General features: G+C 62.2%; 11 protein-coding genes. 7 read left to right on the forward strand and 4 right to left on the reverse strand.

What is annotated here, in order from left to right; all coding sequences use genetic code 11:
• Window positions 1-35: 35 nt before the first annotated feature.
• Entirely contained in the window at window positions 36-2,558 is a 2,523-nt protein-coding gene (locus MUO32_RS18855) for a methyl-accepting chemotaxis protein (protein WP_257949900.1), read from the forward strand.
• A gap of 7 nt (window positions 2,559-2,565) precedes the next feature.
• On the opposite strand, the gene MUO32_RS18860 is transcribed toward MUO32_RS18855, so the two are convergent.
• The gene (locus tag MUO32_RS18860) at window positions 2,566-3,018 is read right to left on the reverse strand and encodes an Lrp/AsnC family transcriptional regulator (RefSeq protein WP_257949901.1); all 453 of its coding nucleotides are present in this window, start codon (window positions 3,016-3,018) and stop codon (window positions 2,566-2,568) included.
• A gap of 118 nt (window positions 3,019-3,136) precedes the next feature.
• Between MUO32_RS18860 and MUO32_RS18865 the strand changes: the two genes are divergently transcribed.
• Window positions 3,137-4,111 (forward strand): nucleoside recognition domain-containing protein, encoded by a 975-nt coding sequence (locus MUO32_RS18865; protein WP_257949902.1) that lies wholly within the window; start codon window positions 3,137-3,139, stop codon window positions 4,109-4,111.
• A 70-nt stretch (window positions 4,112-4,181) separates the two neighbouring features.
• Here the strand turns inward: MUO32_RS18865 and MUO32_RS18870 are convergent, their stop codons facing one another.
• A complete protein-coding gene (locus tag MUO32_RS18870) occupies window positions 4,182-4,421 on the reverse strand; it encodes a hypothetical protein (RefSeq protein WP_023516665.1) in 240 nt (79 codons plus the stop codon).
• Window positions 4,422-4,469: 48 nt separating this feature from the next.
• Complete coding sequence (gene aceA, locus MUO32_RS18875) at window positions 4,470-5,759, reverse strand: isocitrate lyase (protein ID WP_257949903.1); 1,290 nt, start codon at window positions 5,757-5,759, stop codon at window positions 4,470-4,472.
• Window positions 5,760-5,978: 219 nt separating this feature from the next.
• On the opposite strand from aceA, the gene MUO32_RS18880 reads away from it, so the two are divergent.
• The 5 genes from MUO32_RS18880 (at window position 5,979) to MUO32_RS18900 (ending at window position 11,635) form a co-directional block, all read left to right on the forward strand.
• Window positions 5,979-7,394, forward strand: coding sequence for a helix-turn-helix domain-containing protein (locus tag MUO32_RS18880; protein ID WP_257949904.1), 1,416 nt, complete (start codon window positions 5,979-5,981; stop codon window positions 7,392-7,394).
• Between the two features lie 169 nt (window positions 7,395-7,563).
• On the forward strand, window positions 7,564-8,673 hold the full coding sequence (locus MUO32_RS18885; RefSeq protein WP_374708686.1) for a polyamine ABC transporter substrate-binding protein: 1,110 nt from the start codon (window positions 7,564-7,566) through the stop codon (window positions 8,671-8,673).
• Between the two features lie 81 nt (window positions 8,674-8,754).
• Window positions 8,755-9,897, forward strand: coding sequence for an ABC transporter ATP-binding protein (locus MUO32_RS18890; protein WP_257949906.1), 1,143 nt, complete (start codon window positions 8,755-8,757; stop codon window positions 9,895-9,897).
• Window positions 9,898-9,900: 3 nt separating this feature from the next.
• Window positions 9,901-10,812, forward strand: coding sequence for an ABC transporter permease subunit (locus MUO32_RS18895; RefSeq protein WP_257949907.1), 912 nt, complete (start codon window positions 9,901-9,903; stop codon window positions 10,810-10,812).
• A 4-nt stretch (window positions 10,813-10,816) separates the two neighbouring features.
• Window positions 10,817-11,635 carry an ABC transporter permease gene (locus tag MUO32_RS18900; RefSeq protein WP_257949908.1) on the forward strand — a complete coding sequence of 273 codons (819 nt, stop codon included), beginning with the start codon at window positions 10,817-10,819 and terminating at the stop codon, window positions 11,633-11,635.
• A 24-nt stretch (window positions 11,636-11,659) separates the two neighbouring features.
• On the opposite strand, the gene MUO32_RS18905 is transcribed toward MUO32_RS18900, so the two are convergent.
• Window positions 11,660-13,507 (reverse strand): AsmA-like C-terminal region-containing protein, encoded by a 1,848-nt coding sequence (locus tag MUO32_RS18905; RefSeq protein WP_257949909.1) that lies wholly within the window; start codon window positions 13,505-13,507, stop codon window positions 11,660-11,662.
• Between the last annotated feature and the right edge of the window lie 175 nt (window positions 13,508-13,682).

Genomic DNA, 13,682 nt, shown 5'->3' on the forward strand with positions numbered 1-13,682 from the left:
AGGGGTGGAGCACGCCGACAACGGATGTTCCGCCAATGTTTATTGATCGTATTCTCGCACGCTTCAAGATCCAGACGAAGGTGCTGGTCTTCATTCTGCCCTTCGTGCTCTCCATCTGCGCCGTGGGCTTTACCGGGCTTTACGCCTCCGGCCTCCTGCAGGGCCGCATGGAAATTTCCAACAGTGTCCTCCAGTCGCTGAGCGGCTTCAAGGACGTTTATGCCGGCATGAACCGGTTCCTTCAGAACACCAGCGAGGAAACGCGCGATGCGGTCAACGCGCGGCTGAAGGCGCAGGTCGCTCTGCTGCGCCAGACGATGGACGGCCTGACGCCCGACGTCGATGCGTCCAAGCTGTTGGACGCCCAGAAGCAGACCAAGGATATCGAAGCGCGCATGGACGGGCTGTGGCTTCTCTATGTCAATGAGAACAAGCTGCACGACAAGATGGTCAAGAACCTTGGCACGCTCTCCAGCGAGCAGGTGAAGATCCTGGACGAGGCGACGAAGCTGCAGCGCACCGTGCGGCAGAACGAAAATGCCGCAAAGAGCATGCTGCGTGAAGCCGAGCGCCTGACGACGGCCAGCAAGTTCTTCGGCGATCTTCTCTCCGAATTCAGCCGCGGTGCGACACCGGAGGATCAACTGAAGGTCATCAAGGAACGTTATCCGTTCATTTCGAAGACCGAGCGCTCCATCTCGACGATCCTGCCGAAGAGCCAGAAGGTCGTCTCGATCACCATCCGCAACACGATCGACGAACTGGGCGGCTTCCTGTCGTCGTCGGATCCGGCCGCCGTGACGGTGCCGGAAATCGCGCGTCGCGTGAACCGCTTCCGCCAGGTGACCATCCAGCTTCAGGGGGCTGCGGCCGAAAAGATGCGCGAGGCGACCCGCATCTTCGGCGAGTTGGACGAGCCGATCATCAAGTCCGAGGCGGTTCTCTCCTCGACGCGCAAGCTGGTCTCGTCGATCGATGATATCGAAGTGGCGGCTGTGCGCTTCCTTGGCCAGACCTCGGAGGACAACCGCGTCAAGCTGCTCGGCAACCTGTCGATGCTGCAGCTCGACATCAAGGGCCTGCGCGGTACGGCGAGCGGCCTGCCGTTCTTCGACAAGGTCGATGAAACGCTGTCGCCGGTGCTGGAGCGCATTCAGGCCGACAGCGATGCGCTGGTCAAGATCAGCGCGCAGCGCAATGCCGACTTCGATGCCGCAGGCCAGTCCATCGATTCGATCTGGAACCTGCTCAGCCAGTTTGCCGAGGAACAGAAGACAAGCGCCGGCACGGAACGCGAAAAGGCCAATCAGGTCTCCGTTCTTGCAACTATCGTCGGTGCGGCCATCGCCATTCTCGCCGGCATCGCGCTGGTGCTGACGCTGAAGGGACCGATCGGCCAGATCACCGGCGCCATGCGCCGCCTGGCCGATGGTTTCCTCGACACCGGCATCTCCGGCGAGGGCCGTGCCGATGAAATCGGCGACATGGCCCGCGCGCTCGGCGTCTTCAAGGAAAACGCCCTGTCGAAGATCCGCGTGGAAGCCGAAAGCGAGCAGCAGCGCGCCGAAGCGGATGCCGAGCGTATCCGCAACGACGCGGAGAAGCAGGCGCTCGACCGGCAGATCGACTTTGCCGTGAACGCGCTTGCGGCCGGCCTCGGCCGTCTGGCGCAGGGCGACCTGTCGCGCCAGATCGAGACGCCCTTCACCGGTCGCCTCGAGCAGCTGCGGCAGGACTTCAACGTCTCGCTCGAACGCCTGCAGGATACACTCGGCCAGATCCGCACCAATGCGCTGTCGATCCAGCGCAGCGGTTCGGACATGCTGCAATCGGCCGATGCGCTTTCCAAGCGCACCGAATCGCAGGCCTCCTCGCTGGAGGAGACCGCCGCCGCCGTCGAGCAGATCACGGCGACCGTGCGCTCCTCCGCCGAGCGGGCGCATGAAGCCAATGTCGTCGTCGGCGCCACCAAGCGCAGCGCCGACAGTTCCGCCTCCGTCGTCAACAACGCGATTGCTGCGATGGGTCGTATCGAGGGTGCCTCGCGCCAGATCGAGCAGATCATCGAGGTCATCGACGACATCGCCTTCCAGACCAACCTGCTGGCGCTGAACGCCGGTATCGAAGCGGCGCGTGCGGGCGAGGCCGGCAAGGGCTTTGCAGTCGTGGCGCAGGAAGTGCGTGAACTCGCCCAGCGTTCGGCGAGTGCCGCGCGCGAGATCAAGGGGCTCATCGAGAAGTCGACGAGCGAGGTCAGCGCCGGCGCGCATCTCGTGCAGGAGACCGGCTCGGTGCTCGCCTCGATCAGCCAGCAGATCGTCTCCGTCAGCCACCATGTGGACATGATGGCGACGGCCAGCCGCGACCAGGCGGCGGCGCTGCAGGAGGTCAACGGCTCCGTCAACCAGATGGATCAGATGACCCAGCAGAACGCCTCGATGGTGGATCTTACCACCACCGCCAGCCGCAAGCTTGCCGGCGATGCCGACACGCTGATGATGCTGGTCGAGCAGTTCCGCCTGGAGGCGGACGAACACGCGGTCTATCGCGCGGCGTAAGGTACGCTCAAAGCCGGATGGCGGTTTCCTCTTTCGCCGTCCGGATGACCACCATGGTAAAGTACCGGGCGACGTTGTTCTGATCGCTGAATAGCCTGTCGCAGAGGGGCACATACTCCTCCATATCGCGCAGGCGCAGCATCAGAACGACGTCGGTCTCGCCGGTCACGGCATAGGCCTGCGAAACGGCCTCTTCGGTAACGGCAATATCCAGGAAGCGGCGCATATGCTGCTCGCCGTGCAGTTTCAGTTCCACCGTGACCAGCGCCTTGATCGTGCGCCCGGCCTTGGCCGGGTTCAGGATTGCGACGATGCGGTCGATCACGCCTGATTTCCGGAGCCGCTGCGTCCGGCGCAGGCAGCTGGAAGGGGACAGGCCCACCTCGTCCGCCATATCGACATTGGTGCGCGCTGCATCGCGCTGCATGAGGTTCAAAAGCTTCTTGTCGATGCGGTCCATTGGCCGAGCATATTTGTCGGCGCGATCTTTGCAATAAAATTGCATTCAGGTGCAATATTTGACCGAAACTGCGAAACGGTTCGGGCTAGGAATCGAGGCAACGGAAGAGGAGCCTGCCATGCCGTTCTTGATTTCAGTCCTGCACAAAACCAGGGATACACTCGCGATCTACTGGGTGCTTGTTCGAATAACCGTCCCCATCGCGCTCGTCACGGAGCTGCTCTCGCGGATGGGGGTCATCGAGGTGATCACGCCCGCCTTCGCACCTGTCATGGGCCTCGTCGGGCTTCCCCCGGAACTGGGACTGGCGTGGCTGACCGGCATGCTGATCGGGATCTGGGGCGCCGTTCCGCTTCTTTTCACCCTCGTTCCCGTCTCCTCGCTCAGCGTGGCGGATGTCACGGTCTTCTCCTCGCTCATCCTGTTTGCACATGCGCTTCCCATCGAGCAGAAGATCATCCAGCAGGCCGGCCCGAGCCTGATCGCCACGACAGCGCTGCGCATGGCAGGCGGCCTGCTCTACGCCTTCCTGCTGCACCATGTGCTCGCCGCCACCGGCTGGCTGTCGGCCGCGGTCGATCCCGCCTGGATCCCGATCAGCGCGACGCCGGACTGGATCGAATATCTTCGCGGCCTTGGAGAGACGTTAATCTGGATGCTGGTCATCCTCGTCGCTCTGTCCTGGAGCCTTGAAATCCTCAAGGTGACGGGAATCCTCGGCCTGCTGATGAAGGCGCTTTCGCCGGTGCTGCGGCTGGCCGGCATCCGGGGCGAGGCGGAACACCTCACCGCCGTCGGGTTGTTCCTCGGCATTTCCTACGGTGCGGGCCTGCTGATCCGCGAGGCGCAGTCGGGCGGTGCGTCACCGCGCCAGATCTTTTTGTCCTGCGTCTTCATGGGTTTTGCGCATAGCGTGATCGAAGACACTCTCATCGTACTCGCCCTCGGTGCGGACGTTTACGGCGTGCTCGTCGGGCGGGTCGTTTTCGCCATCGCGGCGACGGCCGTCATCGCCGCCCTGCTTCGCCGCCTTTCGGACCGGACGTTCTTCGCGCAGATGTTCCGGCCGGCTGCCGCGAGGGTCGAGGGGTGACAAGCCACCCGCAACGAAAAATCCCCGGCGCAGGGAACGCCGGGGATTTTCTTTGACTGGATTTTGCCTGTCAGCCGCGACCCTGCGTCACGATGACCGGGATCAGCAGGTCGCCCCAGTTGCCCTCGCCACCGTGGTGGCGGGCGGAGCGGACGAGTTCGACCGAGACGCCGGCCTCAACCGCCTTCATGACGGACTGGTTGAGGCGGTGCAGATCGTTTGCGACCATGCGGATCATGGCCTGCTGGTCGGGGGTCATGGCGGACGCCTGTTCTTCGGCGCGTTCCTTGACTCGGGTCTGGACTGTCATGGCATTTCTCCTCTTTTAATCGGGGTTCTTGAAGGTTGACGTTCAGGGTTACTCGGCGGCCGGGCGGAACTGTTCGTGCTCGGTCGATTCGTGCATGGCGGTCGTCGAGGACTGGCCGCCGGTGATGGCCATGGAGACGGCATCGAAATAGCCGGTGCCGACTTCGCGCTGGTGCTTGGTCGCGGTGTAGCCGTTGACCTCGGCGGCGAATTCAGCCTCCTGCAGCTCCGAATAGGCCGCCATCTGGCGATCCTTGTAGCCGCGGGCCAGTTCGAACATGCCGAAGTTCAGCTGGTGGAAGCCGGCAAGCGTGATGAACTGGAACTTGTAGCCCATCGCGCCCAGCTCGCGCTGGAACTTGGCAATCGTCGCGTCGTCCAGGTTCTTCTTCCAGTTGAACGAGGGCGAGCAATTGTAGGCGAGCAGCTTGCCCGGATGGACCTTGTGCACCGCTTCGGCGAATTTGCGGGCCTGTTCGAGGTCCGGCTTGCCGGTTTCCATCCAGATCAGGTCGCAGTGCGGCGCATAGGCGATGGCGCGGGCAATGCACGGCTCGATGCCGTTCTTGACCTGGTAGAAACCCTCGACCGTGCGGCCCTTGTCCCTGTCGACGAAGGGCTGGTCGCGCTCGTCGATGTCGGAGGTGAGCAGTTTTGCGGCCTCGGCGTCGGTGCGGGCGACGACCAGCGTCGAGGTGCCCATGACGTCGGCGGCAAGGCGCGCGGCATCGAGGTTGCGGATATGCGCCGCCGTCGGGATCAGAACCTTGCCGCCGAGATGGCCGCACTTCTTTTCCGATGCCAGCTGGTCCTCGAAGTGAACACCGGCAACACCCGCCTCGATGAAGGCCTTCATGATCTCGAAGGCGTTGAGCGGCCCGCCGAAGCCGGCCTCTGCGTCGGCGACGATCGGCGCGAACCAGGTGTCGACCGAAAGGCCATTACCTTCCGCCGTCTCGATCTGGTCGGCGCGCTGGAGCGTGCGGTTGATGCGCTTGGCAAGCTCCGGTGCGGCATTGGCCGGATAGAGCGACTGGTCGGGATACATGGCAGATGCCGTGTTGGCATCGGCGGCAACCTGCCAGCCGGAGAGGTAGATCGCCTTCAGGCCGGCGCGGACCATCTGCATGGCCTGGTTGCCCGAGAGCGCGCCGAGCGCATTGACGAAATCTTCTTCGTGGATGAGCTTCCACAGACGGTTCGCACCGTTTTCAGCCAGCGTATGGCGGATCTGGACCGAGCCGCGCAGCTTCTCGACCGTCTCGGCCGTATAGGGGCGCTCGATGCCGTCGAAGCGGCCCTTCGGTGCGCTCGGGACGAGGTTGTAAAAATCGGTCATAATATCCTCCAATGCGATGTCTCGGGATCGGGCTGGTATCATTTCGTTGCCCGATTTCATGTGACAGTATTTACATCGCAGCGCACAATAGGGCGAGAGAAAACCGGAAAATCAGCGATGCAATCGGGTAATGATGTCTTGTCTTTGACAATTCTGGTCTGTAAAAAAGTAAAGATTGTAAAATTGAAATTCGATCGATCTGTGTAAAGGATGTGACACATGGCGGAGAACAAAATCTTTGCCGGCCCGAAAGTGCGACGCATCCGCAACGCGCTCGGCCTGACCCAGACGGCCATGGCGGAAGGCCTGTCGATCTCGCCCTCCTATCTCAACCTCATCGAACGCAACCAGCGGCCGCTGACGGTGCAGCTCCTGCTGCGGCTCTCCTCCGTCTACAAGGTGGATCTCGACGACCTCCAGGGTGAAAGCGCCGGCAATGCACGCCAATTGCGCGAGGTCTTCGCCGATCCGCTGCTGTCAGGCGAGTTGCCGGGCGATCAGGAACTGGTGGAGATCGCCGATGCGGCGCCGAACGTGGCGAGCGGCATCTTGAAACTCTACCGCGCCTATCGCGAACAGGCTGCCCGCCTCACCGATCTCGCTGACCTGCTTGCCCGCGAAGGCCATGCAACGACACTCTCCGGCGCGCTCTTGCCGATGGACGAGGTGCGCGACAAGCTGGAGAGCCGCCCCAACTATTTCGGCGCGATCGATGAGGCTGCGGAACGGTTTCACGCAGCCCTTGCGCCGGGAGACGATCTGGCGGTGGCGCTGAAGGGATGGCTGCGCAAGGAGCATGGTGTCGTCGTGCGCTCGCTGCCCGTCCACACGATGCCGAATCTGCGGCGCCGCTTCGACCGGCACTCCATGCGCCTTTTCCTGTCGGAGCGCCTGTCGCCCTTCGACCAGCTGCGCGAAATCGCCATGGAGACGGTGCAACTGGTGCTTCAGGATGAAATCTTTGCGGAGCTCGACCTGCTCGCCTTCTCGACGGCGGAGGCAAAGCGTATCGCCCGTTTCGAGCTGGCGCGTTATGCCGCTCATGCCTTGATGATGCCCTATGAAGCTTTTCATGCGACGGCGCAGCGTGTGCGTTACGATATCGACGTGCTGCGCTCGCGTTTCGGCGTCTCCTACGAGCAGGCGGCGAATCGCCTGACCATGCTGCAGCGGCCCGGCAAGACAGGCGTGCCCTTCTTCATGCTGGAGATCGACAATGCCGGCCACCGTTTTCGCCGGGCCGGTGCGCAGGGTTTTCCGCAGGCGCGCTTCGGCGGGGGCTGTCCCAAGCTCGGGGTGCATTCGGCGTTCTCCCAGCCGGGCCAGATCCTCGTCGACCGCGTGGAAATGCCCGATGGCGCCGCCTTTCTGACGGTGTCGCGCACGCTGGACGGCCCGCAGGGCGTCTTTGCCGAGCGGGTGCGCCGCACGGCGCTGCTCATTGGCTGCGATGGCGCCCATGCCGAGGAGACGGTTTACGGCGAGGCGGTGCGCCGCGAGGGGGCGGTTGCGGTCGGAACGGCCTGTCGGCTGTGCGAACGCCAGGGCTGTCTCGCCCGCGCCGAACCGCCCGTCACGCGGCCGCTCGGGCTCGACGAAATGGTCGCCGGCTTGAGCCTTTTCGACTTCCAGTAAATTTCCACTTGATTTCCATCGCCGATAGGTTTTGAAATCTGATAGGAATGGGAACAATGTGATATCAAAATTCGCCCTAGATTTGCGTAGAATGCAGCTTGTCGCCTCCAGAAAAACAACCATAATCGGCACCTGTTCTTCATACCAACTCATAGGCCCGCAAAAAAAACTGGGAGATAAATCAATGAGAAGACGTACTCTTTTGGCGACCGCCGCACTTTTCGCGGTGCTGGGTGCCAACGGCGCGCTCGCGCAGGAGAAGGTTGTCAACGTCTACAACTGGTCGGATTACATCGATAGCTCGATCATCGACGACTTCACCAAGGAAACCGGCATCAAGGTCATCTATGACGTCTACGACTCGAACGAGATCCTCGAGACGAAGCTGCTGGCCGGCGGCACGGGCTACGACGTCGTGGTGCCGACCAACACCTTCCTGCAACGCCAGATTTCCGCGGGCGTCTATCAGAAGCTCGACAAGTCGAAGCTGCCGAACCTGAAGAACATGTGGGACATGGTTGCGACCCGCATGCAGCCGTTCGACCCGGGCAACGAATATTCGATCAACTATATGTGGGGCACGATCGGCATCGGCTACAACAAGGCCAAGATCAAGGAAGCGCTCGGCACCGACCAGATCGACAGCTGGAATGTGATCTTCGATCCGGCAAATGCCGAAAAGCTCAAGGATTGCGGCATCAACCTGCTGGATTCTCCGACCGACATCATCCCTGTCACGCTGGCCTATCTGGGCCTGAACCCTGACAGCCACGACCCTGCCGATCTCGCCAAGGCCGAGGAAGCGCTCCAGAAAATCCGCCCCTTCGTTCGCAAGTTCCACTCGTCGGAATTCATCAACGGTCTTGCAAACGGCGACATCTGCATCGCGGTCGGCTGGTCGGGCGATATCTTCCAGGGCCGCGACCGCGCGGACGAAGCCAAGAACGGCGTCGAGATCGGCTATGCGATCCCGAAGGAGGGCACGCAGATGTGGTTCGACCAGATGGCGATCCCCGCAGACGCGCCGCATGTCGAAGAGGCGCATATCTTCCTCGACTACATGATGCGCCCGGAAGTGATCGCCAAGGCGTCGACCTACATCCACTACGCCAATGGCAACAAGGCGGCGCAGGCCGTCATGCCGGAGGAAATCATCAAGGACACGACGATCTATCCGGATGACGAGACGCTGAAGAAGCTCTTCACCAATACGACGCTCGATCCGAAGACGCAGCGCCTGTTCACACGCGCCTGGACCAGGATCGTGACCGGCCAGTAACCGGTCCAAAGCGAATTGCCCGGAAGTCTCTTCCGGGCATTTTTCTTAAGAGTGCCTAAAAATAAGAGATGGGGACAGGCAATGAAATCTCTCGGCAATATCCGTCGTTCCTTCGCGCCGTGGACGGATCCGGACGCAAAACCGTATATAACGTTCCGCAATGTCACGAAGAGGTTCGGCGATTTCACTGCCGTCGACGATCTCACCCTCAATATCTACCATCGCGAGTTCTTCGCCCTGCTCGGTGCATCGGGCTGCGGCAAGTCCACGCTCTTGCGCATGCTTGCCGGTTTCGAGCGCCCGACCTCGGGTGAAATCATTCTCGACGGCCAGGATATCGCCGGTATCCCGCCCTACAAGCGGCCGGTCAATATGATGTTCCAGTCCTATGCGCTCTTCCCGCACATGACGGTGGAGAGCAATATCGGTTTTGGCCTCCGGCAGGACGGCATGCCGAAGAACGAGATCGCCGATCGCGTCACGCAGATGCTCAAGCTGGTGAAACTCGAAAAATTCGCCAAGCGCAAGCCGCACCAGCTCTCCGGCGGCCAGCGCCAGCGCGTGGCGCTCGCCCGCTCGCTTGCCAAGCGCCCGAAGGTGCTGCTTCTCGACGAGCCGCTCGGCGCGCTCGACAAGAAGCTGCGCGAGGAGACCCAGTTCGAACTGATGGACCTGCAGCAGGAACTCGGCCTGACCTTCGTCGTCGTGACGCACGACCAGGAGGAGGCGATGACCATGGCCGACCGCATCGCCGTGATGAGCCACGGCAAGGTCATCCAGGTGGCGACACCAGCCGAAATCTACGAAGCGCCCAATTCCCGCTTCGTGGCCGACTTCATCGGCGACGTGAACATTCTCGACGGCAAGGTTTCGGCGAGCGGCAACGGCAAGATCGAGCTCGCCGTCAACGAGGGCTTCACCGTCCGCACCGCGACCGGCAACACACCGGCAACCGGCTCGTCGGCCGGTTTCGCCATCCGCCCGGAAAAGCTGAAGGTGACGCGCGCGGCACCGGTCGACGCCTCCGTCAATGCGGCCGAGGGCGAGATCTGGGATATCGGCTATCTCGGCGACATGACGGTCTTCTACGTCAAGCTGGCCAGCGGCAAGGTGGTCAAGGCCTCCATGCTGAATGCCCAGCGCGAGGTCGAGGATCCGATCGCCTATGACGAGAAGGTCTGGGTCTCCTTCGGCGAGACCGCCGGCGTCGTCTTGAAGGATTGACCGATGAACAAGCTCGGCTCCGCCATCTTCAGCCGCCTTGTCATCATCATTCCCTATGCGTGGCTGCTGTTCTTCTTCCTGATCCCCTTCTTCATCGTCTTCCGCATCTCGCTGTCGACCACCGCCATTGCCCAGCCGCCCTACGAGCCGGCTTTCGCGTGGTCGGACGGTCTGTCCGGCATCTGGGAGAAGATGGGGCAGTTCAGCTTCGACAACTACATCTGGCTGACCGAGGATTCGCTCTATTTCAACGCCTATATGTCGAGCATCTGGATTGCCGGCGTCTCGACCCTTGTCACGCTCTTGATCGGCTATCCCATCGCCTATGGCATGGCGCAGGCGCCGCGCACCTTGCGCCCGACGCTGCTGATGCTGGTCATCCTGCCGTTCTGGACGAGCTTCCTCATCCGCGTCTACGCCTGGATCGCGATCCTGAAGCCGGAGGGGCTGCTCAATCAGTTCCTGATGAACATCGGCATCATCGACCAGCCGCTGATCATCATGAACACCAACTGGGCGATCTATATCGGCATCGTCTATTCCTACCTGCCCTTCATGGTGCTGCCGCTCTATTCCGCGCTCGAAAAGATGGACAACACGCTGATCGAGGCGGCGCAGGATCTCGGCTGCCCGCAGATCTCCGCCTTCTGGAAGATAACCTTCCCGCTTTCCATTCCGGGCGTGGTGGCTGGCTGCATGCTCGTCTTCATTCCGGCGGTCGGCGAGTTCGTCATCCCCGATCTGCTCGGCGGGTCGCAGACGCTGATGATCGGCAAGACGCTATGGAACGAATTCAACGCAAACCGCGACTGGCCGGTCTCGGCCGCCGTCGCCACCATCCTGCTCCTCATCCTGGTCGTGCCCATCGTGTTCTTCCAGAATGCGCAGGCCAAGGCCGAAGAGCAGGGGAGGTAAGCCCATGAACACCTGGTCCCGTTTCAATATCGCGTCGGTCGTTCTCGGCTTTTCTTTCCTCTACCTGCCGATCGTGCTGCTGGTGGTCTTCTCCTTCAACGAGTCAAAGCTCGTGACGGTCTGGGCCGGCTTCTCGCTCAAATGGTACGTCTCGCTGTTTCAAAACCAGGGTCTGATGGACGCCGCCTGGGTGACGATCCGCGTGGCGCTGATCTCGGCAACGGTGGCGACTGCGCTCGGCACCATGGCGGCGCTGGCGCTGACGCGCTACACGCGTTTTCGCGGCCGGCTGCTGTTTTCCGGCATGGTCTATGCGCCGCTCGTCATGCCCGAGGTCATCACCGGCCTGTCGCTGCTCCTGCTTTTCGTCGCCATCGGCTTCGACCGCGGTTTCGTGACGGTCACGCTCGCGCATATCACCTTCTCGATGTGCTTCGTCACCGTCGTGGTGCAGTCGCGCCTGCTCTCCTTCGATCGCTCGATCGAGGAGGCCGCGCTCGATCTGGGTGCTACGCCGGTAAAGACCTTCCTGGAGGTGACGCTGCCGGTCATCGCGCCGGCCGTCCTGTCCGGCTGGATGCTGGCGCTGACGCTGTCGCTCGACGACCTCGTCATTTCCTCGTTCACGTCAGGTCCGGGTGCCACGACGCTGCCGATGAAGATCTACAGCCAGGTGCGTCTCGGGGTGACACCGGAAATCAACGCGGCCTGCACCATCCTCATCGGCTTCGTCGCCATTGGCGTCATCATCGCCTCGATCATGACGAAGCGACGTGAGGTGCAACGCCAGCGTGACGAACAGGCGGCCTTCGCAGGCCGCTGAGCATTCCGGGAAATCCGGACGAGATTACTGGCGGGGCTGCTGCCCCGTCAGAATCGAAACCGGCGAGATCACCGGCTCCGGCCAGGAGCCGCCGACGAAGAAGCTGACGGCCGGATTGACCACGGTCGCATCGGCCTGCGGGCGGTCCGCAAGCGTCCCGGCAAGGGCCAGACTTGCCGAGCGATAGGGGATCATGCCGGACAGCGTGAGAAGCTTCTCGTTCCCTTCGATTTCCGCCTTGGTGAGTTCGGCGATACCCCGGTCGAGCCGCGCCTCGACATCGGCGCGCACGAAATCGAAGGAGCCATCGGCGGCCTCGGAAAAATTGAAGAAGGCGTTCTTCGCCGCCATTTCCTCGAAAGCCTGACGATTGAAATGGGTAAGCGTGCCCGGTCCCATGCGCAGACGGAACTGGCCGGACATATCGGACACCGTGGTTGTCCAGAGCGCCTGGTCCGTCGAAAGCTCGAAATCGGCCGAACCGTGGCCCGACGGCAGCGGCCCCGGCAAGGCGAGCGTGCTGACGATCGCGCCGATATCGACGTTGCTCAGCGACATCTGCAATTTCGCACCGCCCCTTAAACCCTGTTCGTTGAGCGCGATGCGGCCGGTCATGCGGCCGTCGAGAAGAGTGCTGTCGCCGACATCGAAGGAGGCGCGGCCGTTCTCGATGCGCATGCCTGCCGCGAGACCTTGCAGCGAAAAGGGTGCGAAATCCGCTGTCTTGGCGGAAAGCCTGATATCCATGCCGAACTGGTGCAGGAAGGCCGTGTCGAAGGGTGTCGCGGTTTCCTTGCTGTCCGGCAGCGGCGAAAAGGCCGTGAGAAGGGCTTTGAGGTCGATATGGTCGAAGGCGAGCGTGCCGCCGATCTGGGGTACGCCGTCGGGTGGCAGATTGATATCAAGCACACCGCTCGCCTCGGCGTTGTCGAGCCCGAGCTTCACGTTCTCAAGCTTGGCCGAATAACCTGCCGTCGTCACTTTCGCTTCGACATTCACCTGTCCGACTTCGCCGATGGCAGAAATTTCCTTGCCTTGCCAGGCGAGCAGCTGAGTGAGCGAGGGTGTCGAAAGCTGCATGGTGCCGGCGACGAAGGCGTTGTGGGAAAGGTTGGCCATGCCTTCGAAGTTGACGGTTGCCGGATCGGCGGAGAGGCTGGTGCGGGTATTGGCGTTGCGCCCGGCCAAAAGTGCCAGCGGCTGGTCGCAGCCGAAGGTCCAGTGCGTCATCTCGCCGTTGACGATGCCGGAAAGGGAAAGGTCCATCGGCTGGCGAAGCGACGGCCAGGTGACCGTGCCGTTGATGTCGGAGATGCGATAGGCTTTTGGCTCGCCGGCGCTTGCGACTTTAAGGATACCGTCGGTGATGGTGATGGCGCCGAGACGCTCGCTCGGCAGGGCCGGGATCGCCTGTCCGTCGGGCGCCGACGCTGTCGCGTCGATCGCCTGTGTAAGCCATCCGCTATGCTTCCAGTTGAAGACGCCCGCCGGGCTCCAGCCGACAAGGACGGTCGGGCGTACGAGTTCGAGATCGCTGAAGACGGGCGCTCCGCGCACGGCGCCGACCAGGTCGAAGGTCGCCGATACCGCCTCGATGGACGCCAGCGCCTCGCTCTTGCCGTTTACTTCCGGGCTGGTGATGCGCACATTTTCGAGCGTCACGCGCGGATAGGGCCAGAAGGAGAATTCCGGTGGCGCGCCGATATGCACGTCCGCGCCCGTCCAGGCCTCCAGCGTCTCCTCGATCGCCTTGCCCACCGCGTCCGTCTGCAGGAGAAAGGGAAAACCGACGCGCAGGCCGAAAAGCAGCACGAGCGCGACAAGGATACCCCGCACCAGGTGCTTCGATCGGATGAAACGGGACGGGGTCATTCGGGTACGGATCCTCTGCCGTCGGCTCTCATATAGGGTCGCGCGATGGGGATAGGCGCTCGAGGCGAAGAAATCAAATGCCGCCATGGCGGAATTGCGTTCGCCGGTGCCGCGAACCGGCCGCCGGCGCTTTATATTGCGACGCAACATGTTATAGAAATGCGATGGAGTGGAG

Origin of the sequence: Shinella sp. CPCC 101442 (genome assembly GCF_024704725.1) — a bacterium.
Taxonomy (GTDB): domain Bacteria; phylum Pseudomonadota; class Alphaproteobacteria; order Rhizobiales; family Rhizobiaceae; genus Shinella.

Excerpts from the sequence above, each read along its gene's own strand:
- MUO32_RS18855 (WP_257949900.1), top strand. The coding sequence starts at position 36 with ATGTTTATTGATCGTATTCTCGCACGCTTCAAGATCCAGACGAAGGTG.
- MUO32_RS18860 (WP_257949901.1), bottom strand. The coding sequence starts at position 3,018 with ATGGACCGCATCGACAAGAAGCTTTTGAACCTCATGCAGCGCGATGCA.
- MUO32_RS18865 (WP_257949902.1), top strand. The coding sequence starts at position 3,137 with ATGCCGTTCTTGATTTCAGTCCTGCACAAAACCAGGGATACACTCGCG.
- MUO32_RS18870 (WP_023516665.1), bottom strand. The coding sequence starts at position 4,421 with ATGACAGTCCAGACCCGAGTCAAGGAACGCGCCGAAGAACAGGCGTCC.
- aceA (WP_257949903.1), bottom strand. The coding sequence starts at position 5,759 with ATGACCGATTTTTACAACCTCGTCCCGAGCGCACCGAAGGGCCGCTTC.
- MUO32_RS18880 (WP_257949904.1), top strand. The coding sequence starts at position 5,979 with ATGGCGGAGAACAAAATCTTTGCCGGCCCGAAAGTGCGACGCATCCGC.
- MUO32_RS18890 (WP_257949906.1), top strand. The coding sequence starts at position 8,755 with ATGAAATCTCTCGGCAATATCCGTCGTTCCTTCGCGCCGTGGACGGAT.
- MUO32_RS18895 (WP_257949907.1), top strand. The coding sequence starts at position 9,901 with ATGAACAAGCTCGGCTCCGCCATCTTCAGCCGCCTTGTCATCATCATT.
- MUO32_RS18900 (WP_257949908.1), top strand. The coding sequence starts at position 10,817 with ATGAACACCTGGTCCCGTTTCAATATCGCGTCGGTCGTTCTCGGCTTT.
- MUO32_RS18905 (WP_257949909.1), bottom strand. The coding sequence starts at position 13,507 with ATGACCCCGTCCCGTTTCATCCGATCGAAGCACCTGGTGCGGGGTATC.